The organism is Desulfovibrio sp. UIB00, from assembly GCF_022508225.1.
Classification (GTDB): domain Bacteria; phylum Desulfobacterota; class Desulfovibrionia; order Desulfovibrionales; family Desulfovibrionaceae; genus Desulfovibrio.
Map to the genome: position 1 here is coordinate 266,543 of NZ_JAETXJ010000003.1, position 21,848 is coordinate 288,390.

The following is a 21,848-nucleotide window of genomic DNA, read 5'->3' on the forward strand; positions in this document are numbered from 1 at the left end:
CATAGCACGTTTCCTGCAGAAGGATTAAATATACGGAATTTACAGAGGTTGGCGCGAGAGAGGCGCTGATTGCAAGCGTAGTTAGAAAAATGTGTGGGGTTTATGTGACACAAACCGGCTGTTTTTTGCAAAACAGCCGGTTTGTAGTAATCTGACAACCTTCAGGAATAACCTTTACGGATTGTTACAGCCAGGTAAACCACCGCTTCCAGCTGCCTTCACGCTTTTCACGGACTTCCTGCGACTGCGCCTCACGATAGTTGTGGTAAGCAGCGAGGCTCTTTTCCTTGGCATGGTCGGCAACTTCAGGCACGTCCTTGAAGTTTTTCATAATGTATTCGTAACGATGCCAGGCCGGACCGTACTTTTTCATGTGCCAGAACACGTCTGCAATATACAGTTCGTGTTCGGCCATGAGCTGACGGCACGTGCGCATGTGTTCTTCCGCGCTCTTGGAATACGGAGAGTCGGGGAAGGTCTGACGCAAGCGGTCAAAGTAGTCGTAAGCTTCCTTGAGTTCTGTGGTGGCCCTGTCAATGGAGCGGAACTGCTTCATGAGCGACATGCCCGTCTGGTACAGAACATAGGGGATAGCTTCGTGGCGAGGATGCAGCGACTCGAAATCCTTGTAGGTTTCGGCAGCAAGCTCATATTCCTCGTCAAGGAAGTAGGCATCTGCAAGCGACAGTTCCGCATCAACCGTGTACGGGCTAAAGGGATACGTATCGCGAAGTTTGTTGTACAGCTCCACGGCGCGCACGTAGTTTTTCTCACTCATGGCGTCATTGGCGGCTTCAAAAACCTCCTGGGCGGTGTCTTCCGCCGGCGGCAGGTAGATCATATCAATGATGCCGCAACCGGAAACCGCAAACATGCTTATGACAAGCAAAATGGAGCGAAGCAGTTTTTTATGCATGGAGCTGTTCCAAAAATACAAACGCCGCCTGCGCGGCAGTTGCGCCGTCACCGGCGGCAGTGATTACCTGACGACAAAGCTTGGAGCGAATATCACCGGCTGCGAAAACGCCCGGAATGCTGGTGCGCATTTCCGTATCGGTGATAATGAAACCTTGCGCGTCACGTACGACCTCTGCGGGCAAAAAGCCGGTGGAGGGTTCATAGCCCACGTAGACGAAAAGCCCGTCTACGGGCAAATGACGTTCCTCTCCGGTCTTCAGTTCCTTAACCGTCAGACCTGTCAGCTCGTTTTCGCCGTGTAAACGGCTCACAACGCTGCTGCGCAGGATCTCGATCTTGTCGCCATAGGCGTCAAGCTTATCCTGATAAATCTTGTGCCCGCGGAATTCATCGCGGCGATGGATAAGATAGAGCTTTCCCACAATCTTTGCAAGATAAAGCGACTCTTCCAACGCCGAATTACCACCGCCTACAACCGCCACGGTCTGATTGCGAAAGAAATTGCCGTCGCAGATGGCGCAATAGGAAACGCCATGGCCGCGCAGCCGGTCTTCGCCCTCAAGTCCGAGCGGCTTGTGGTGCGCTCCGGAACAAACAATGACCGTCTTGCCGATATAATCCACGCCTCCGGCGCGAACAGCAAAACGACCCGCCGAACCGGTTACGGATTCAACAGCCGCAGCTGGCCGATCAACATCAAGACCGGTCAAATGCGCTTCAAAAAGATCCGCCAGCTCATAACCCTTGATGCCCTTGGGAAAACCGGGATAGTTTTCCATGGCCTCAGTCTGCAAAATCTGGCCACCCGCTGCCAGTTGCTCGGGCATAAGCACCGAGCAACCAGAGCGGGCCAGATACATTGCTGCCGTAATGCCAGCGGGGCCGCTGCCTATGACTACGGCATCATATTCTTTCATGCCAGAGCCTTTGTATCGATAAGGTCTTTCAGGGCAGCCTTGGTCACAGCACCTGTGATCTGCTCTACCGTTTCACCCTTTTTGAAAAGGACAAGAGTCGGGATAGCGCGGATGCCAAACTTGGTGGGCGTGGCCGGATTTTCGTCCACGTTCATTTTTACGACACGCACCTTGCCGTCATACTCAGTGGCCAGTTCATCAATGATGGGGCCAACAGCGCGGCAAGGACCGCACCAGGGAGCCCAAAAATCGAGCAGAACCGGAAGATCGGACTTGAGCACAACGCTTTCAAAGGTGGCGTCAGTGACCTGTTCAGCCATAACTATCTCCTTACGTTGCTTTGTATCGCTCCACGGCCACTATTGGCCTGTGACGCGAACAGAAGCGCATTTAAAGTGTATGCTTCTGTATTGACTAAGAGTAGATACCAATGTGCTCTCTGTCAAGACAATCTCTTGTTTTGCATGGTCTCTTGACACTTTCAGCACAAGCTGCACAACATGTCATCGGGTATGATTTTGCCACGGGGTATGGTTTCCATACGCAAATCATGACTGAAACCCCGTGCGCCCAAGAGCCAGCCAGCATGGGCAATCATTGCGGCATTATCGGTACATAACAGGGGGCCGGGAATATAAGCCTGGCCTCCCCTGCCTTGCATGAGCAGTTCAATCCGTTCACGCAGCAGTGAATTGCAGGCTACCCCACCAGCCATCAGCAGTGTTGTAACACCGGGGTTGCGGTCAAGTGCCCGAGCCACCTTGGCGCACAAGGTATCTACAACAGCCAGATTGAATGAAGCGCAATAATCTTTAAGCGCTTGAGGCGCATGGGCAATATCTGTCAGCGGACGAGGCCACTCCTGCCCCGCCAACTGATGCGCGGCAAGACCTGTTGCGGCGGTCTTGAGACCGCTGAAGCTGAAATCCAGATTGTCATTATCAAGATAAGGCCGGGGAAACATGGTTGGCGTGGCATGCCCTGCCCTGGCCAAAGCATCCATAAGCTTGCCGCCAGGATAAGCCAGACCCAGAAATTTGCCAACCTTGTCAAACGCTTCACCAGCTGCGTCATCAAGAGTGCGCCCAAGGAGGCGGCAATCCCAAGGCGATTCAAGCCGATAGATATGCGTGTGCCCGCCCGATACCAGCAGACCAAGGGCTGGAAAAAGCAATTTCTGCTCCAGCCCTACTGCCAGAAGGTGCGCATGCAGGTGGTTGACCCCAAGAAAGGGTTTGCCAAGGCCAAGGGCCAGCCCTTTGGCAAAGGCAACGCCCACCAGCAGACTGCCAAGCAGGCCAGGGCCGCGCGCTGCTGCCACAAGATCAATATCAGAATTGGCCCTGCCGCTGCGCCGCATCAGTTCGTCAAACAACGCGCCCACAAAGCGGTAATGCTCGCGCGAGGCAAGTTCCGGCACCACACCGCCAAACAGGGCATGCACATCGGCCTGGCTTGCAAGCACGGCATCCACAAGCCGCCCGTCTTCAACCAGCGCCAATGCGGTTTCGTCGCAAGAACTTTCAATTCCCAAACACAACATGCGGTTCGCCATTTACGGTCAAAGGCCGGTACAATAAGGCAGCCGCCGCAAACACGCGGGGGCTGCCGCAAAAGCTATCTGCCCGCGTGACGGGCATAGATTTTTTCCACAGCCTCAACATCCAGCGTCGAGCCTATGTACAGGGGGGTGCGCGCATGGAGCTTGTCCGGCACCCTTTCAAGAATGCGTCCGTGCCCGTCGCTCGCCTTGCCGCCAGCCTGCTCTGCAAGAAAAGCCAAGGGGTTGGCCTCGCACATCAGGCGCAGTTTGCCATTGGGCTTGTTGGCATCGGGCGGATACATGTAAATACCGCCGTTGATGAGCGTGCGGTGAAAGTCGGCCACCAGCGCGCCCACATAGCGTGAAGAATAGGGTTTGCCGTCCGAAGTTTCGCAACCGTGGAACCAGTTGACGGCATCGCGGGCTGGCGCATCCCATTTTTTCCAGTTGCCTTCATTGACTGAATAAATGTGTCCCTGCTCGGGAATGCGCATATCAGGGTGAGACAGCAAAAATTCGCCCACACCAGGATCTAGGGTAAAGCCGTGCACGCCCTGCCCTGTGCTGAGAACCAGCATGGTGGAAGGGCCATACAGAATATACCCAGCCGCTACCTGCTTGATGCCGGGTTGCAGCACTTCATCCAGCGCAACCTCCCCGGTATGTCCTTCAGGCCTGCGCAAAATGGAAAATATGGTGCCAACATTAATATTCACATCAATATTTGATGAGCCGTCCAGTGGATCAAAAATCAGAATATAGTCTCCGCGCGGGAATTCCTTGCTCACCCGGATAAGTTCTGCTTCTTCTTCCGACCCCATCGCGCAGAGAGCGCCGCAACGCTCCATGCGATAAAGCAGGATGCGGTTGGCGATGGAATCCATCTTCTGCACATCTTCACCCTGAACATTCACTTCGCCCGTGCCGCCGAGGATATCAAGCAGGCCAGCCTTGGCGATACGACGGGAAATGCTTTTTCCCGAAAGGATCAGGTCGTACAGAAGACCAGTAAACTGGCCCGTTGCCTGGGGGCTACGCTTCTGATGCAGCAGCAGGTGTTCCGTAACCGTGATGTCAGCCATTGGGGGCTCCTTACAACATCCAGAAAATTGAGAGGAACAATTGAGCCTTTACGCCTGAAAGGGAAAACCCGCCAAGTTAGCAAAAAACTTTACGAATCTTCCACCGCAACAAAATTGCAAGACAAAACTGGTTGCCAGCGTGCGGACTTTTCAGGTTGCACATCTTCCAAAATACTTGCGCCGCCTCGGGGCGGCGCAAGTTTAATCCAGAATGCGTCAGTTCCGTGGCCCGAAGGGGCTTGGCCGCCCGCCAGGCAGAGCTGCTGGCGCTTCGCCAGCCGGGGCTGCGGAATCAGGCTTGGCGGCTGCCGGGGCAGCATCTGGCGCAGCAGCCGGGGCATCGGTCTTGGCGCGGCCTGCGCTGCCAGTGTCAGCAGGCTTTGCAGCGTCATCGCCGTCCTTGGGGCCAAAGGGGCTGGGGCGCCCGCCAGGCAAGGTAGCGGCATCGTCATCAGGCGCTATGCCCAGACCGACAGGCGGCTTTTCCTTGCCCTTGGGTGCAGAGGCGCTGGGTGCGCGGTCAACAGAGGCATTTTCACCTGCAAGTTGACGTTCCTGCACCTTCCGGCGTTCGGCATTTTTACGCTTGAGCAACATGCTGTCCTTGCTGCCGGGCTGAATGTCCGCCCCGCCAGCAGGCTTGGCAGAAGGCTGATCAGCCGTGGCAGTGGCCTGTTCAGGCGTAACGTCCACGTTCAGGCCTTCTTCAAAGCGGTTTTTGTTCTTGCGCACTTCGTGAGGCGGCGGGGTAAGCTTGGGGCGATCCTTGGGGAAGAACGCAAGCCCCTGCTCCACACTGCCATTGCCCTGAGGGAAATTGCCCGACTCGGCCACGGCAAAGACCAGAGGCACATTACCCAGGAAGCGCACATTATAGTAGAAGGTTCCGTTCACATTGGTGCAGGTGCCGGAAGTACTCTTTGCAGTCACTTCGTCCCAGTTCACGCCAGCAAGCGGAGTAGAGGCAAAATCATACTTTCCGGGCCACAGTAAGGCCTGCGGCGAAAGAATGACAACGTCCTGCGGCGTCTGGGAGTATTGCATGAGCGAACGCATGTCGAAGTTGGTAACAACAACACCAAGAAATTCCGTTCCATCATAGAGCGGCGAAGCAAGCAGAATTTCAGGCCCAAAAGAGGAGTTCTGGACGTCTGCGCGCAGGGCGCGCGTGCTCTGCTTTTTGTCTTCATAAAGCAGCGGAATGAAATCCAGCGGCTTCATGGGATTGGCAGGTTCCTGTCCAAGAATGGTGCCGTCGTACTTTACCCCGGCAAACCCACTGACCCAGGGGAAAGAGGTAAGGAAGGAAGCAAGCCACTCGCGCGTCGGCGGTTTGTCGGCATTGAGCATGGTCCGCTCAAGGCGGGTCAGCTCAACGTCAATACCCATCATGCTGTGCGTGAGGGAAAGCGCCTGGGGCGAAAGATTGCCCTTTTCTTCAAAATCCACGGTGGCCGGGGGGCTCACATAGGTGTTCCACAACGACTTTGTGGATTTCCAGACGTTCTTGGTGGGCTGGTATGAACTGCAACCCGTTACAAGAGATGCAGCAAATGCCAGCAAAAAGAAATAACGCACATATGATTTCAACACAGTGTTCTCCCTCATTAACTGTGCGCCCTGGCTTCGACACGTTCAGCCAAAGCTTCAAGCATGCTTATCAGCTTGTCCTTACCGCTGGCATGTTCTGCCGTTACAGCGGGTTGGACAGGATCTACCGTCTGGGCGTTGCCCAGTCGCGCAGTCAACGTAGTAATGCGCTGACGCAAATCAGCGCTTTCTTCCGGATGTACCGCTGCAGCAGCAAGCTCATGGTAAATATCAAGTGCCCCCTTGATGTCACCCTGTTCTGCCAGCACTTCGGCCATTGAGCGGGTACGCAGCGAAAAACGCTCCTCCCCATCATCTGCATCGTCTACAACAACAGCTTCGGACTGTGTGACAGGGGCAGCATATGTGGCATATGCATCTGCACCGCGAGCCAGCATGGAAGGAGTGCCTTCCGGTTCTGCTGGCAGGGCCTCATCGTCCGCCATGGCAAGATCAGGATCAAAATCAATGGGATCGTGAGCGTCAACGCCATCAACATGAACATCAACATCAAGCGGGGCATCCGCTTCATGCATGGAAGTTGCCGGGCCGGGAGCGGCTGCCAGGACAGGAGCGGCAACAAAGTACTCAGCCGCCTCTGCCACGGGCGCTACGGCCCCGGTTGCTGCATGGTGTGCAGACGTTGATGCCGCTGCAAATGCCACCTCATGTACGGATGAATCAGCAGCAGGGATGGCAGCCTCAGAACGCGCCTGCAAACTAACCCCAGCGCCCGCAGTGGCTCCAGCTCCTGACAGAGAGGCCAACCCCTGGTTGATGACCTCGTGCAATGATACCGGCCCCTTTGAAAAATTGAGGGCCAGGAAACGCAGCACGGCGGCAGTATCAGGCGCATCACCAGCAGCATTGATGCAGGCAGCCCATGCCTGCCAAAAGCCTGCATAGGTAGAAAACATTTTTGTCAGCCTGCCCACCTGCTTTTCGCAGGCCTCGAGCCGATTGGCGGTGTGCAGCAACTCTATGAGAAAAAGCCTGGCTTCAAGAAATTCCTCGTGCCGGGCAAGCCCCTGCTCCAGAATTTCAACGGCTTCATCTGTGCGACCAGCTTCGGAAAGCAGACGCGCCAGAGGGAAAAAGACCTTGGAATTGGGCTCAAGCTCCAGGACTTCTTTATACCATTCAATTTTTTCCGTCATGGTTTCTGCTCCCGCCCCGTTTTCGCCACCTCACCAAAAAGATAGAGCACCTCATTATCGCGAATATAGTGGAGGCGCTGACGAATGACTTTTTCCATATACTGGCTGTCGGACTGCAAAAGGCGAATTTCACGGCTCAGAGAGAGGTTTTCCGCATCAAGGCTTGCAATCTGCTTTTCAAGCTCGGCGTACTGGTGCTTGAGCTCACGGTACTCAATAAGGCCGGTGGGCCCCCAGACCATGCGGGCAAAAAACACCACATTGACAAGGCCCAGCACAACCAGAATGAAGGTACGCCAAAACATTATTGCAACAGCCGTTGTGGTTGAGAACCGTTACCCGCTGAAAGACGCAGTTCCGCCAAAAAAGTGGCCGTGGCTTTTTCAAGCCGCGTAACGTCTTCTTCCGCAAGGTTCATCTGGTCTACCTGATGCAGATAATCCTTGAGGGTATTCAGTTCCTGATCAAAGTGACGGCCCCAGACCCCGGCGCGCATGTCGGGCTCCAGCTCCAGAATGGTCTGGATGCAGTTTTTCAGGCGGATCTGCAACGTGCTCATGCGTTGTTCCCGTTAGCCTGCCTGTTTACGCGTATTGCGGTAAAAATCATAGCAATAGTTGGCCCCTGAAACCACGGCCAGCACCAGCGCTATATAGAGCAGCACAAGGCCTAGCAACCGCAGGTCCATACCCCACAAGGGATAATGCAGGGCCAGTGGTACAATGGCAAAAATCTGGAGCACAGTCTTGGCCTTGCCGAACTTGTCGGCGGCAAGCACGATGCCCTCGTCAATGGCAATGGCGCGCAGGCCCGTGACCACAAGCTCGCGGCATACAATAATGATAACCACCCAGGCGGGCGCCCAGTCCAGCTTCACAAACATGATCAGCACCGAGCAAATCAGCACCTTGTCGGCCAGCGGGTCCAAAAACTTGCCCATGCTGGTGACCATATTGGAGCGGCGGGCAATATAACCGTCTGCCCAATCGGTAAGGGAGGCAAAAATAAAGGCCAGAGTAGCCAAAATGCAGGTCATCGGGCCTTCAAAATAGAGCAGCAAAACAACCAGAGGGGTCATTAAAATGCGTAACAGTGTAATTTTATTAGCAAGATTAAGCATTCTTCCTCTCAGGCGCTCCGTGCGAATTTTTTAAAGCGTTACCACAAAAGAACACGGGAGAAAAGGAGAAAAAAGCTCCCCCGGCGACCGTGCACCAGCCGCCAGGGAAGCCTGCATTCTATCGGGACAAACCCGCAGGGGCGCAATTAGCTGCGCGAACCGGCAAGGGCTTCCAGACTGCCGTCGGCGGCAGCAGCAATTGAGTCTGCCAAGCTAAGAAAGGCTTCCTTGGCTGCGCTTTCCGCATCAAGGTACACCACAGGAATGCCTTTGTCAGCCGCAACCACAGTTGTGGGATCCAGCGGCACAGCGCCGAGGAACTTGAGCCCGTAGCGTTTGGCCAGCTCTTCTCCGCCGCCCTTCTTGAACAGGTCGATTTCCTGATGGCAGTGCGGGCACACGAGGCCGCTCATGTTTTCCACCACGCCAAGCACGTTAGAGTTGGTGTACTGCAAGAAGTTGATGGCCTTGCGCACGTCTGCCAGCGAAATTTCCTGCGGGGTGGTCACAACCACGCACAGGGCATCGGGAATGGACTGCATGACTGTCATATGCTCATCGCCCGTTCCTGGAGGGGAGTCAATGAGCAGAAAATCCAGGTCGCCCCATTTCACGTCCGCAATAAACTGGCGGATAGCCGAAGTTTTTTTGGGGCCGCGCCACAGAATGGCCTGATCCTTGTCTTGCAGGAACGTATCCATTGAAATGACGGAAAGATTCTCGTCATAGGCGGCAGGAATCATGAGCTGGGTGGCTTCGTCAATTTCAACAGTGCTGGTAAGGCCGAGCAGGTTGGGCACGCTCGGGCCGTGCATATCCACATCAAGAATACCGACTTTGAACCCGCGCCGCGCCAGGGCCGCTGCGGTGTTGACGGTCACGGAGCTTTTGCCCACGCCGCCCTTGCCGCTCATGACAAATATCTTGTGGCGTATATGGCCCAAGCGGTCAGCGATTACGCGGTCCTGCTTGGCCATAGGGTCATTGCACTCTCCATTGCCGCCATTGCTCTTTGCACTGGAGCAAGAGGACGCAGAAGAACAGGATGAACAGGATCCCATGACATCTCCTTCAATTGTAGCGGGCGCTTACGTCGGCCTGTCTACCAGCCGTGGTCGCCCACCAGATCTACAAAAACTACCGGCCCCAGGTCTTCGGAGCTAACGTGCCCCTGCTCTTTGCGCACACGCACAAGGCGCTGCGTACGGGGCTTTGACCCTACAGGGATAAGCATGATGCCGCCCTCGTCAAGCTGATCAACAAGAGGACGCGGCACTTCCGGCCCACCGGCAGTAACGATGATACGGTCAAATGGCGCGGCTTCGGGCATGCCAAGCGTGCCGTCACGCCGCTGCATGTGGATACCCCTAAGTCCCAGTTGCCGCAAGAGGCCTGAAGTAATTTGATACAGCTCGCGCATACGCTCAACGGTAAAGACCGTGCAGCCCATGGTGGCAAGCACTGCGGCCTGATAGCCGGAGCCGGTGCCGATCTCAAGCACGCGCATCCCCCGCTGCACTTCAAGCAGCTGGGTCATCAGGGCAACAATATAGGGCTGGGAAATGGTCTGCCCGTAGCCGATGGGCAGGGGCGTATCTTCGTAGGCCTGGGCGCGCAGCGCTTCCTGCACAAAAAGATGGCGCGGCACAGCAAACATGGCCCCCAGCACCGCAGGATCGCTGATTCCGCGCGCTTCAAGCTGCTCGCGCACCATCCTGCGCCGCAGACGTTTTGGGTCCACGGACGGAGAAGGCTCGCGGGACGTACCCCCAGCCGCAGAATATTTGCTGTACTGCATACTGCGGAAGTGAAAACAGATTTTTCCTGCCAAGTCAATGCGCCAACGGGGGGGCTTGCAGAGATATCAAGACAAGTTCCAGACTTTCCCTTGAAACTTGCCATTCTTTATGCAACCCTTCGGGAAGCGAGAATGAGGAGTCGGCAATGCGTAAAAGAAGTTTGTTTTCATCGGTACTAGGTGTTATAGTGGTCGCCATTCTGGTTTTGGGCGGCTACACTTTTTTTAAAGATCTTGACGGCCCTACCGTTGACGTCACGCCAAATACAGGCAGGGTTTCGCCTGCCAGCGTGCTCAAAGTGCGCATGAAGGACCCCTCGGGCATCCGTTCCATTTCTGTAGGCGTGCGCAAAAACAACGTCCTCAACGTCATCTACAGCAAGCACTTTGACCAGTATATTCCTGAACGCGAAGTGGATGTCCCCATGAAGGACGCCAACTTGCGCGAAGGTGCATTCGAGCTTGAAATCCGCGCTACGGACGGCTCCCTTGCCGGTTTTGGTCAGGGCAATACGCGCACCGTTCAACTGCCCATGCGCCTCGACACGCAGCCCCCGCGCATTTCTGTCAAAACCCTGCCGCCCAACGTGCGCAGAGGCGGCACCGCTGTTGTGCGTTACACCATTGATGAAGATGTGAGCAACAGCGGCGTTCTGGTGGCAGGTTACTTTGTGCCCGGCTACATGCAAAAAGACGGCAGCTATATCTGCTTTTTCCCTTTCCCGTACACAATGACCGCCAGAGACTACAAGAACAGCGTCGAGATCACGGCCACAGACCTTGCGGGCAACGTCACCAAAAGCCACCTCACAGTCATGTCCTTTGAAAGGACGTTCAAGGGCGACAGCATTGAAGTGACGGACAACTTCCTGATGGCGGTTGAAAGCAAGCTGCGCGATCTGGCCCCCGATGCCACAAACCCGCTGGAGTGCTATCTGTATATCAACAATCAGGTGCGCGCCGCCAATGTGCAGACCCTGCGCGAAATTGGGCGGGACACTGCCGCAGCCATGCTGTGGAGCGGCGTTTTTGAGCGTTTGCCGCGCTCTGCCCCGCGCGCCGGATTTGGCGACCACCGCTTCTTCAACTATCAGGGCAAGCCTGTGGGCGAATCCTATCATCTGGGATTTGACCTTGCTTCGGTGCGCAATGCCGAGGTGCCCGCCGCCAACAGCGGCCGCGTGGTCTTCTGCGGCAACCTTGGCATCTACGGCAACCTCATTGTCATTGACCACGGCTTGGGCCTCATGTCCATTTACTCCCACCTCAACGATCAGGCTGTAAAAGTGGGTGATGTGGTGCAGAAGGGCCAGCTCATTGGTCATACCGGCAGCACAGGTCTTGCCTTTGGCGATCATCTGCACTTTGGCATCCTGGTGGGCGGCGTGGAAGTGACCCCTCTTGAGTGGCTTGACCCCAAGTGGATCAAGGACAACGTCACTGGTCGCATTGATGCTTCCATGACACAGCAGTAGTTGTTGCAGAAAAGTATAGTTTAGCGTTTCAATATCCCTTTTTACTCCCGCTGATAAAATTACGGCCTGTAGATTTTGAACCGTTCCAAGAGTGGATGGTTTAAAATCAGCAGGCCGTAATTTTTTTATGCAAAGGGGCTTGAATTCTTTTCACGTTCAAGTGTAGCCTAAATTTATGAAAGAAAGTAAATAATTTCTGCTTCAGCTTTATTGAAGACATCAGGCCCAAATCACATAAACCTGTTTCATGTGAGGACTTGTACGTGTCTCCACCACTCTTTTATCTCGGCCTTGATATTGGCTCCACCACAGTAAAACTGGCGCTGCTGAACGGCGACGGCTCTGTTGCTGAAACCCGCTACAGCCGGCACGGCACGGCAGTTCGCGCTACCATGGCGGCCCTGCTTGCCGAAGTATCCCGGCTCTACCCCACAGCCGCCGTGCGCTGCGCCATGACTGGCTCCGGCGCTCTTGATCTCAGCAATCAGCTCTCCATCCCCTTTGTTCAGGAATTGCTGGCAACAGCCCGCGCCATTTCCTATGCTGCGCCGGATACATCCGTGGCTGTGGAACTGGGCGGCGAAGACGCCAAGCTGCTCTATCTGGGGCAGGATGTGGAACTGCGCATGAACGAATCGTGCGCGGGCGGCACCGGGGCCTTCATTGACCAGATGGCCCGCCTGCTCAGCACAGATGCGGGCGGCCTTAATGATCTGGCGGCACGGCATTCCACGCTCTACCCCATCGCCTCGCGCTGCGGCGTGTTCGCCAAAACGGATATTGTGCCCCTGCTCAACGGCGGCGTACCGCGTGAAGATATCGCGGCCTCCATCTTTCAGGCGGTGGTGGAGCAAACCATCGGCGGGCTGGCCTGCGGCAGGCCCATCACCGGCAAGGTTGCCTTTTTGGGCGGGCCTTTGCACTTTCTGCCCGAACTCAAAAATCTGTTCATTCAAAATCTTGATCTTGCGGAGGCGCACATTGCGCACCTGCCCCATGCCCAATGCACTGCCGCCATTGGAGCTGCGCGTTGCGCCATGTCGCTTGAAGAGCACGAAACAGACGCCGAGCCGCTCGATCTGGCCGATCTCGCCCGGCGCACCAGCAGCCTTTCGCACGCGCCCAAGGTCTCCGCAGAAAAGATTCTCCCTGCCATGTTTGCAGACAGCGCGGAATACGCACGCTTCCGCCAGCGGCATGCAACAGCCAACGTGCTGCCCTCCGCCGATATCCGACAGGCACGTGGACCACTGTTCCTTGGGCTGGATCTGGGCTCAACCACTGTCAAGGCCGTACTGGTAGACAACGAACAGCGCATCCTTGATTCCTGCTACGCCTCCAACGGGGGCAATCCGTTACAAACCCTGCTGCCCCCGCTGGCAGACATGCTTGAACGCATCCCTGACGGCGCATGGCTTGCCGCATCCGGGGCTACGGGCTACGGAGCACATCTGGCGGAATCCGCCCTTGGCGTAGACACCGTGCTGGTGGAAACCCTGGCCCATTTCAAGGCGGCCACGCGCCTTGTGCCAGAAGTCAGCTATGTCATAGACATAGGCGGCCAGGACATGAAGTGCCTCAAGGTGGATAACGGCGTCATCAGCGACGTGAGCCTCAACGAGGCCTGTTCCGCTGGCTGCGGGGCTTTTCTTGAGAGCTTTGCCAAAGGCCTTGGCCTGAGCATGCAGGAATTTGTGGATATTTCCCTGTACGCCGCGCATCCAGCTGATCTTGGCTCGCGCTGCACGGTCTTTATGAATTCCCGTGTCACGCAGGCCCAGAAAGACGGTTTGCAGATTGCCGACATAGCGGCGGGGCTTTGCTATTCTGTTGTGCGCAACGCGCTGGACAAGGTGCTGCGCATCAAGAACATGGCAGAACTGGGCGAGCACGTGGTTGTACAGGGCGGCTCCTTCCTCAACGACGCCCTGCTCTGCGCCATGGAGCGCACTTTGGGGCGGCATGTACACCGCCCTGCTGCTTCCGGCCTCATGGGAGCTTACGGGGCAGCCCTGGAGTCACTGGAAAAAGCGGAATGCGTGAGCGTGCGCTCTTCCATCACCGCCCCGCTTATCCGTGGGCTGGCCATGCGAACGCGCAGCTTTCGCTGCCGCGACTGCGGCAACAACTGCCTGCTCACAGAAACGCGCTTTTCGCACGGTTCGCGCCACATCGCGGGCAACAGGTGCGACAGGTTCAGCGAGGCGCGCCGTGGCGCAACCGTCACGGCTCCCAACCTTGTGGCCTGGAAAAACCAGCGCCTGTTCCGTTACGAACCGCTGCCGCTGGAATCCGCGCCGCGCGGCAGGCTGGGCATCCCCAGAGTTTTAAACGTCTACGCGCACTATCCTTTCTGGTTCACCCTCTTTACCGCGTTGGGGTTCCGGGTTGAAGTGTCGCCGCCGACCAGCCGCGCCCTGTTTGCGGCTGGCCTCTCGTCCGTGCCTTCCCAAAGTGTATGTTACCCGGCCAAACTGGCGCACGGCCATGTGCTGGCCCTGCTTGAAAGCGGCATCAAAAGCATTTTCTTCCCCTGCATACCGCGTGAGGCGCAGGAATTTGCCGAAATGTGCGATTCCTTCTCCTGCCCTGTGGCTTGCGGCTATCCGCAGGTAGTGCGCGAGAATCTGCCGGAACTCAAGGATGCGGGAGCCGTCATGCACTCGCCCTTTGTCAACCTCACGCATACGGCCTCTCTGGTGAGTAATCTCTGCCGCGAATTCAACCTGCCAAGGGGCGAAGTACGCTCCGCAGTACGTGCGGCGCGGCACGAACAAGCGCACTATTTGCGAGAACTGCGCGCCGAGGCGGAACACATCTATGCCGAAACCCTGCGCAACAAGGGCGTTCTGGTGGTTCTGGCTGGCCGCCCCTACCATGCGGACCCGCAGGTACACCACGGCCTGCCCGACTTTATCGCCTCACTGGGCGCTGCGGTCATCAGCGAGGACGCCATGCCCCGCAGCTGGACAGGCCACCGCATGTCCTTTCCCCTGCGGGCGCGCAATCAATGGACATACGCCGCCCGTCTCTACCGGGCGGGATTATGGGCCTGCGAGGCAGATCATGGCAACGCGCGGGTGGAGCTTGTGCAACTGACTTCCTTTGGCTGCGGCATAGACGCCATCACCGCCGACCAGATGCGTGAACTCATGCGCGCCCACGGCAAGCTGTATACCCTCATCAAGATGGACGAGGGCAATGCACTGGCCTCAGCGCGTATTCGTATCCGCTCGTTGCTGGCGGTAAGCCGCAGCAGGGCTGGGGACAACACAGCAACCGAGGTTTCCCACGCACCGCCGATATTCAGCAAACGCGATGCAGCCACGCATACCATTCTTGTGCCGCAAATGGCCCCGCTGCATTTTCCGTTCATGACGCAGGCCATCGCGGGCAGCGGGCACACCATCCAATTGCTGCCCACGGTGAGCGCAGAAGCCGTGAGCCTGGGGCAGGCCTATGTAAACAACGATGCCTGCTACCCGGCCATCGTGGCTATTGGTCAGCTATTGCAGGCTCTGCGCGATGACGGGCTTGATCCGCGCCGCACGGCCCTGCTGCTTTCGCAGACCTGCGGCCCCTGCCGGGCCAGCAATTATCCGGCTCTGCTGCGCAGGGCGCTTATGGAATACGGCTACGACCCAGTGCCCGTGCTTACGCTCAATGCATCGGGGTCAGAGAGCCAGCCCGGCCTACGGCCGGACCGCGCCCTGCTCTGGCGCATGCTGCTTGGCATGCTTGCTGGCGACATGCTGCAAAGGCTTTCGCTGTTTACAGGCACCTACGAATGCCATGCAGGGCAAACCGAAGACAGGGTGCAGCACTGGCTGCAAACCCTGATCCCGGTAGTGCGCAAGGGGGATGAAGCCGCCCTGCGCCAACTGCTGCCCCGCCTTGTGCAGGATTTTGCCTCTATCCGCACAGCACTGGCCCCCAAGCCTCGGGTGGCTGTTGTGGGCGAAATCCTGCTGACCTACCATGCTGACGCCAACAATCACATTGTCGAACAGATCAGGCAGGAAGGCGGAGAACCGCTCTTGCCGGACTTTGCCAACTTCATGCTCTACTGCCTGCGCGATGCCGTGTACGACTGGCGCTATCAGGGCGGCAGCGCCTGGGCGGCACTGGGCAATGCCTTTGTAATGCGCCGGATTGAAGGTGTGCGCCGCTACATGCGCGGCGCGCTCAACACCTCGCCTTTGAGTGCCCACGTCATGCCTGTGGTGCATATCGACGATCTGGCCCGGCTGGGCGAAAGCGTCATGTCCCTTGGCAACAGCGCCGGCGAGGGCTGGCTGCTGCCCGCAGAAATGCTGGAGTTTCTCGAACACGGCACAAACAACATACTCTGTCTGCAACCCTTTGGCTGCCTGCCGAACCACGTGGTGGGGCGCGGCGCGTTCAAGGCCGTGCGCCGTCAACGTTCCGAGGCCAACATCATGGCGCTGGATTACGACCCCGGCAGCAGCGAAGCCAATCAGCTCAACCGCATACGTCTTTTCATGGCTATCGCCAGAGAGAAGGAAAAGGAGAGGGAAGAAGCCGCCCGGCATGCCCGGCACACCTATACGGGCGCAATGGGAAGCGACAGAGTATACTGGCAGCAATAAACCGCAAAAAACCGCCCGCCGGAATACTTCCAGCGGGCGGTTTTATATTATCTGCACAAGATCACATCATGCCCAGTAAACTATCTGAAGCATGAGGGAACAAAAGGCCTGCTCCAGCTACGCTGAAAAAGGCTATTCTTCGCGGGGGGGCAGTTCCCGGCCGCCCTCTTCAAGGCGTTGCAGGAACTTGTCGCGGCATTCGTAGCTACAGAAACGGTGAACGGTTTCGCCGTCACGCACGGATATAGAACCGTCAACGGCCACATACGCGCCGCATTCGGGGTCTTTGACCATCTCGCCAGCGGCAACCTTACGCTCCATTTCAGCAGCGCTTTCCTGCTTGCTTTCCTTCTGCTTCTTGTTCAGATCATTGGCAAAAAGGCGATACAGGGCGTAGCCCGCCAAAATCAGAATGAGCCACTTTACCATTTGTTATGCTCCTTAATCCCGTGGCACGGGTCGCGTAAGGCTGGATTGCAGCCCTTTCAGGCATATTAAAGCCGTGGAAAACAATATCACAGAGGGCGGCACCAGTCACTGAAAAATTCTGTCCCCTTCCACGCGGCATACTGTACGCGCCAGCCAATCCCTCACGGGCAGGCCATCTACAACGATCAGGGGCGCGACATCAAGTAATGGCCGCATGACAAAAGCCCGCACCGTCATCCGTGGGTGCGGCACAAGGCAATGGGGATCAGTACTCCGCTCCTGCCCAAAAAGCAGCAGATCAACATCAATCACACGCGGCCCAAAGCGCAGTACCGGGTCAGGGCTGCGCACCCGCCCAAGCTTGGCCTCTATGTCCAGCAGCGCGTCCACAAGGGTGCAAGGCCGCCAGCTATCGCCGGGAAAAAGTTCAACCACCTGATTGAGAAACCAGGGTTGCTCCGTGTATTCCTGCGGTTCTGTGCGGTAGACAGGGGATACTGCGCCAATGCCCATTTCCGGCAGTTCCGCAAGGGCGTCCAGCGCTGCTGCAAGTTTTTCTGCCGCTGTGTCGCAGTTGGAGCCAAGGCTCACGTAAGACCGCAGCTTTGTTTGATCTGCCATCAGGTTTCCTTCAGATAGGTTCAGCCCGCATTTTAGCAAGGATTGCAGCATACCTTTTTTCGCGGAAAGGATAAAGCCCACCGCATGCAACGCATCCGGGCGGTTTTGATTGCAAAAGGCTTGCTCCGTTGCGGCAAGGCGGCTAGCATGGGCGCATGGCACATCCACGCACCAAAGCCCCTGCCCTGGCAACCCTTTTACCTCTGTGGCGGGATTTTTTACTGGCCCAGCGTGGCCTTTCGCCCAATACGGTTGAAGCCTACGGGCAGGATCTTGAGAGTTTTTTTCTGTACCGACAGGAGCTGGCTCAGGGCGCGGCGGAAGAATCCCTGCCCGACCCCGATGAGCAGGAGATTTTTCTGTACCTTGCCTGGTTGCGCGCGCGGCAGAACACGGGGCGCACCCTGGCACGCCGCCTTTCCGCCCTGCGGGCATTTTTTGCTTTTGCCGTTGATGAAGGCAGGTTGCGTAAAAACCCTGCTGAATTGCTGGAAAATCCCAAGTTGCCCCAACACCTGCCGGAGGTGCTGACAAGGGATGAAATGGAATCCCTGCTTGCCCAGCCAGACCTGCGCGACAAAAGCGGCAAACGCGACCGTTGCATGCTTGAACTTCTGTACGCCGCAGGCTTGCGTGTTTCTGAGCTGTGCACCATGTGTGTGCCTGATCTTGACCTGCAACGCGGCCTTGTACGCGTTTTCGGCAAGGGTTCCAAAGAAAGGCTGGTGCCCCTGCACGACATGATGCAGCAGATGCTGGCAGACTATATCAGCGCATGCAGACCCCTTTTTACGCCCACTGGCAACCAGCTTTTCGTCAACCGCTCTGGCCGTGCTCTGACGCGCCAGTACGTGTGGAAAATGGTTAAAAAATACGCACTTGAGGCGGGCATTCGCCGCGCCATTTCGCCGCACACGTTCAGACATTCCTTTGCCACCCACCTGCTCGAGGGCGGCGCGGACCTGCGCGCCGTGCAGATGCTGCTTGGCCATGCCGACATAAGCGCCACAGAAATTTATACCCATGTGCAGGCAGAGCGCCTGCGCGGCATACACCATCAATTCCATCCCCGGAGCCGCCAGTGACCCTTGCGCCGGAAACGACCCCACAGACGGCATCCGCCCAAACCACAGCTGGCCAGACTGCCCCCGTACAGGCGGCGTCCGCTTCTGCGGCCTCAGCAGTGCAGCATACAGCCGGGACAACGCTCATCACCTGCCACGCAAGTGCAGATTTTGACGCCTTTGCGGCAATGCTGGCGGCACGATTCCTTTACACACCGCATGTGCTGCTCTTTCCCGGCACACAGGAGCGCGGCCTGCAAAAACTCATTGCCGGGTTGGATACGGCGGCGCTGGGCATTGTGGAAACTCCTGCAATTCCGTGGGATTCCATAACCCGCCTTGTGGTTGTGGATACCCGCCAGCGTGGCCGCATCAGCCATGTGGCCCAACTGCTCGACCGTGATGACGTAACCGTGGAATTGTGGGATCACCACCCGGATTCCACGGACGACATCACAAGCCCGCACACGCACATGGCGCACATAGGCTCTGTCACAAGCCTCATTGTGCAGGCCATTTCGGAGCGGGGCCTCAGCCTCAGCCCGGACGACGCCACCCTGCTGGGTCTTGGCATTTATGGCGATACCGGCTCTTTCACCTATTCTTCAACCACGCAGGCTGATTTTATGGCGGCTGCTTGGCTGCTCGGGCAGGGCATGGATGTGAACCGCATTGATGCCCTGGCGGCCCACGAACTCACGAGCCTGCACATACAGGCCTTGAACAGCCTGCTGGAATCCACCCAGACATACAACATCAACAATGTTCAGGTAACGCTTTCAGAAGCGGCCATGGAGCATTATCTGGGTGATTTTGCCTATCTGGCCCACCGCCTCATGGAGATGGAAAAATTCCCTGTGCTGTTTGCCATCGGGCTTATGGACGATCGTATTCAGGTGGTGGCCCGCAGCCGCAACGAGGCCATCAACGTGGGCGACATCTGCGCGGCCCTTGGCGGCGGCGGGCATGCCTACGCGGCTTCGGCCTCCGTGCGCACCATGACGGTGCATGAAGTGCGCGATGTAATTTTGCGCCACCTCTACGCCCAGGCTTACCCCGATAAAACCGCGCGCGAATATATGTCCTCGCCCGCCGTGGGCATTGAGGCCACCGCCACCATTCATGAGGCGGATGAACTCATGCTCCACTTCGGGCTCAAGGCCGTGCCCGTCTTCATGCCAGAAACCCGCCAGTGCACCGGTCTGCTGGATGCCCTCACGGCCTCGCGGGCCAGCGCCCACGGCCTTGGCGCATCCACGGTTGAAGACTACATGACCCGCAGAATCACCACACTGCCGCCGGATGCAACGCTCAAGGATCTGACCACAATCATCGTGGGAAGCCGCCAGCGCCTTGTGCCCATTGTGGAAGACGACAAGGTTATCGGCGTGGTCACGCGTACCGACCTTATCAATGTTTTTGCGCAGGAGCCGGGCCATATGCCGGAACCGCGCATCACCGGCGGCAAGGAGCGCAACCTTGGCAAGCTCATACAGGACAGACTGCCCCTTGCCAGCCGCAATATGCTGCACCTTGCGGGTCGGCTTGGCAGGGAGCTTGGCCTGCCGGTCTACGCCGTGGGGGGCTTTGTGCGCGATCTTCTGCTCCAGCGCCCCAACCAGGATATTGATCTGGTGGTGGAAGGCAACGGCATAGCCCTTGCGCGGGCACTGGCAAAAGAGCTCAACGGGCGGGTGCGCGAACACCAGAAGTTCCTCACCTCGGTGGTCATTTATACCGATGCCGCAGGGGACGAAGCCCGCATCGACGTGGCCACGGCGCGCCTTGAGTACTATGAATACCCAGCGGCACTGCCCACGGTTGAGCTTTCGTCCATCAAGATGGATCTGTTCCGCCGCGATTTTTCCATCAACGCCCTGGCTGTGCGGCTTGATTGCGAGCCATTCGGCCAGTTGGTGGATTTCTTCGGCGGGCAGCGCGATATCAAGGAACGCGTCATCAGGGTGTTGCACACTCTGAGCTTTGTGGAAGACCCCACCCGCTGCCTCAGGGCTGTGCGCTTTGAGCAGCGCTATAACTTCCACATCGGTGCAGGTACGGAAAAGCTCATCAAGAACGCCCTCAAACTCAAGCTCATGGACAAGCTCTCGGGCTTTCGGCTGTTCCACGAATTTCAGCATATCTGCGATGAGGACGACCCTTCGGCCTGCATCCTGCGGCTCGACCAGCTTGGCGTGCTGGAGGCGGTTTCTCCCCTGCTGTCGCTCAATCCCACGCGCAAAAATCTGCTGTTGCGGCTTCAGGAAACGCTCACGTGGTACAGGCTGTTGTATTTTGAAGAGGCAGCCCAACCCTGGCTGGCCTTCTTTCTGGTTCTCAACCACAACATGAGCTATGCCGACACGGCCAACCATTATCAGCGCATGGGCCTGCCCGAACCACGGAGGGCCGACATTCTGCGCCAGCGCGAGCACATGCGCGTGGTGCGCGGCAAGCTGGAGCCGTGGCAAAAAGACCATGAGGCAGGCAAGGAGAGCATCAGCGCCCTGTGCGCCCTGCTGCGGCCCCTTTCGCTCGAATGCCTGCTCTACCTCATGGCAGACACAAGCGACGCCGCCCTGCAAAAAAATCTTTCGCGCTACATTACCCAGTGGCGCAAAGAAAAAACGGATGTGAGCGGCGAAGACCTGCGCATCATGGGGCTGGAACCTGGCCCCGCCTTTGGACGCATTCTGGACGCCGTGCTTGCTGCCAAGCTTGACGGCACCGCCGCAACGCCAGAGCAGCAGATGGACCTGGCGCGCAACCTCGTGTGCAGTATCGCTGCCAAATCCGGCAATGGGAATGAAGAACAAACCAGTCAGAATTCTTCACTTGCCCAGCGTTTATAAGAGGTGTATAGAAACCAACTATGAAACAACTATGGGCTCCATGGCGCATTGAGTACATTCTTGGCCCCAAGCCAGACTCCTGCGTGTTCTGCCTCCCCGATCATACGGCGGATGACGAGCAGCGCCTGGTACTGCACAGAGGCCGGATGGCCTTTGTCATCATGAACAAATTCCCGTATAATAACGGGCATATCATGGTGTGCCCATACCGGCACGTTATGCTGCTGGCTGACCTCAAGCCAGAAGAAACCCATGAAATCATGGATCTTTTACAGCAGTGCACGGTAATCTTAAAGCAGCACTTTAACTGTGAAGGCATCAATATCGGCCTGAACCAGGGCCAGGCAGCGGGCGCGGGCATTCGCGAACATCTGCACTTTCACCTGGTGCCGCGCTGGACGGGCGACTCATCATTCATGGCAGTGTTTGACGAAGTGCGCACCATGCCCGAACACTTGAGCCGCACCTATGCGGCATTGAAACCGTATTTCACGAATGGCGCGGCCAATGGCAAGCAAGACCGCGCCGCTTCCACGCCCGGGCAGGAAGGTTGCGGCTCGTAAGGGCTGCATGACTTTGTGGCGGGGATTGTCTTTTTCGCAGGGGGCGACAAAGACCGGCTGGAGAGCGCGATGCTGTGCCCTCTTGGGCGATGCGGCATTCTCAAAAAGC

19 protein-coding genes are annotated in these 21,848 nt (G+C 57.2%); 5 read left to right on the forward strand and 14 right to left on the reverse strand.

Going from position 1 to position 21,848, the window contains the following annotated elements; genetic code table 11:
• Window positions 1-184: 184 nt before the first annotated feature.
• From JMF94_RS06745 to JMF94_RS06800, 12 genes are all read right to left on the reverse strand, one after another.
• Window positions 185-916: an outer membrane protein assembly factor BamD gene (locus tag JMF94_RS06745; RefSeq protein ID WP_192111853.1), complete on the reverse strand. Its 732-nt coding sequence runs from the start codon at window positions 914-916 to the stop codon at window positions 185-187.
• Window positions 909-1,835 carry a thioredoxin-disulfide reductase gene (gene trxB / locus JMF94_RS06750; RefSeq protein ID WP_240824401.1) on the reverse strand — a complete coding sequence of 309 codons (927 nt, stop codon included), beginning with the start codon at window positions 1,833-1,835 and terminating at the stop codon, window positions 909-911. The genes JMF94_RS06745 and trxB overlap by 8 nt, the downstream gene beginning before the upstream one ends.
• Entirely contained in the window at window positions 1,832-2,155 is a 324-nt protein-coding gene (gene trxA, locus JMF94_RS06755; protein WP_192111854.1) for a thioredoxin, read from the reverse strand. The genes trxB and trxA overlap by 4 nt, the downstream gene beginning before the upstream one ends.
• Window positions 2,156-2,316: 161 nt before the next feature.
• Entirely contained in the window at window positions 2,317-3,378 is a 1,062-nt protein-coding gene (gene tsaD / locus JMF94_RS06760; RefSeq protein WP_240824402.1) for a tRNA (adenosine(37)-N6)-threonylcarbamoyltransferase complex transferase subunit TsaD, read from the reverse strand.
• A gap of 74 nt (window positions 3,379-3,452) precedes the next feature.
• Window positions 3,453-4,460, reverse strand: coding sequence for a class 1 fructose-bisphosphatase (gene fbp, locus JMF94_RS06765; RefSeq protein ID WP_240824403.1), 1,008 nt, complete (start codon window positions 4,458-4,460; stop codon window positions 3,453-3,455).
• A 216-nt stretch (window positions 4,461-4,676) separates the two neighbouring features.
• Window positions 4,677-6,053 (reverse strand): hypothetical protein, encoded by a 1,377-nt coding sequence (locus tag JMF94_RS06770; protein ID WP_240824404.1) that lies wholly within the window; start codon window positions 6,051-6,053, stop codon window positions 4,677-4,679.
• Between the two features lie 14 nt (window positions 6,054-6,067).
• Window positions 6,068-7,207: a tetratricopeptide repeat protein gene (locus tag JMF94_RS06775; RefSeq protein WP_240824405.1), complete on the reverse strand. Its 1,140-nt coding sequence runs from the start codon at window positions 7,205-7,207 to the stop codon at window positions 6,068-6,070.
• Window positions 7,204-7,512 carry a septum formation initiator family protein gene (locus tag JMF94_RS06780; RefSeq protein WP_240824406.1) on the reverse strand — a complete coding sequence of 103 codons (309 nt, stop codon included), beginning with the start codon at window positions 7,510-7,512 and terminating at the stop codon, window positions 7,204-7,206. The genes JMF94_RS06775 and JMF94_RS06780 overlap by 4 nt, the downstream gene beginning before the upstream one ends.
• Window positions 7,512-7,766: a hypothetical protein gene (locus JMF94_RS06785; protein WP_022658717.1), complete on the reverse strand. Its 255-nt coding sequence runs from the start codon at window positions 7,764-7,766 to the stop codon at window positions 7,512-7,514. The genes JMF94_RS06780 and JMF94_RS06785 overlap by 1 nt, the downstream gene beginning before the upstream one ends.
• A gap of 12 nt (window positions 7,767-7,778) precedes the next feature.
• Window positions 7,779-8,327 (reverse strand): CDP-diacylglycerol--glycerol-3-phosphate 3-phosphatidyltransferase, encoded by a 549-nt coding sequence (gene pgsA, locus JMF94_RS06790; RefSeq protein ID WP_192111859.1) that lies wholly within the window; start codon window positions 8,325-8,327, stop codon window positions 7,779-7,781.
• A 146-nt stretch (window positions 8,328-8,473) separates the two neighbouring features.
• A complete protein-coding gene (locus JMF94_RS06795; RefSeq protein WP_240824407.1) occupies window positions 8,474-9,388 on the reverse strand; it encodes an Mrp/NBP35 family ATP-binding protein in 915 nt (304 codons plus the stop codon).
• Window positions 9,389-9,429: 41 nt separating this feature from the next.
• Complete coding sequence (locus JMF94_RS06800) at window positions 9,430-10,041, reverse strand: protein-L-isoaspartate(D-aspartate) O-methyltransferase (protein WP_240824577.1); 612 nt, start codon at window positions 10,039-10,041, stop codon at window positions 9,430-9,432.
• Window positions 10,042-10,271: 230 nt separating this feature from the next.
• Here JMF94_RS06800 and JMF94_RS06805 point away from each other — a divergent pair, with 230 nt between their 5' ends.
• Both JMF94_RS06805 and JMF94_RS06810 read left to right on the forward strand, forming a co-directional pair.
• Complete coding sequence (locus JMF94_RS06805) at window positions 10,272-11,600, forward strand: M23 family metallopeptidase (protein ID WP_240824408.1); 1,329 nt, start codon at window positions 10,272-10,274, stop codon at window positions 11,598-11,600.
• Window positions 11,601-11,863: 263 nt separating this feature from the next.
• Window positions 11,864-16,210, forward strand: coding sequence for an acyl-CoA dehydratase activase (locus tag JMF94_RS06810; protein ID WP_240824409.1), 4,347 nt, complete (start codon window positions 11,864-11,866; stop codon window positions 16,208-16,210).
• Window positions 16,211-16,342: 132 nt separating this feature from the next.
• Here JMF94_RS06810 and JMF94_RS06815 read toward each other — a convergent pair whose 3' ends face one another.
• Window positions 16,343-16,639, reverse strand: coding sequence for a transcriptional regulator (locus JMF94_RS06815; protein WP_240824410.1), 297 nt, complete (start codon window positions 16,637-16,639; stop codon window positions 16,343-16,345).
• 105 nt (window positions 16,640-16,744) lie between these two features.
• Complete coding sequence (folK, locus tag JMF94_RS06820; protein ID WP_240824411.1) at window positions 16,745-17,260, reverse strand: 2-amino-4-hydroxy-6-hydroxymethyldihydropteridine diphosphokinase; 516 nt, start codon at window positions 17,258-17,260, stop codon at window positions 16,745-16,747.
• A 155-nt stretch (window positions 17,261-17,415) separates the two neighbouring features.
• Between folK and xerD the strand changes: the two genes are divergently transcribed.
• The 3 genes from xerD to JMF94_RS06835 all read left to right on the forward strand — a co-directional run bounded on the left by xerD (window position 17,416) and on the right by JMF94_RS06835 (window position 21,739).
• Window positions 17,416-18,345 carry a site-specific tyrosine recombinase XerD gene (xerD, locus tag JMF94_RS06825; RefSeq protein ID WP_240824412.1) on the forward strand — a complete coding sequence of 310 codons (930 nt, stop codon included), beginning with the start codon at window positions 17,416-17,418 and terminating at the stop codon, window positions 18,343-18,345.
• A gap of 98 nt (window positions 18,346-18,443) precedes the next feature.
• On the forward strand, window positions 18,444-21,176 hold the full coding sequence (locus JMF94_RS06830) for a CBS domain-containing protein (RefSeq protein WP_240824578.1): 2,733 nt from the start codon (window positions 18,444-18,446) through the stop codon (window positions 21,174-21,176).
• Between the two features lie 20 nt (window positions 21,177-21,196).
• Complete coding sequence (locus JMF94_RS06835; protein ID WP_240824413.1) at window positions 21,197-21,739, forward strand: HIT domain-containing protein; 543 nt, start codon at window positions 21,197-21,199, stop codon at window positions 21,737-21,739.
• Window positions 21,740-21,848: the final 109 nt, after the last annotated feature.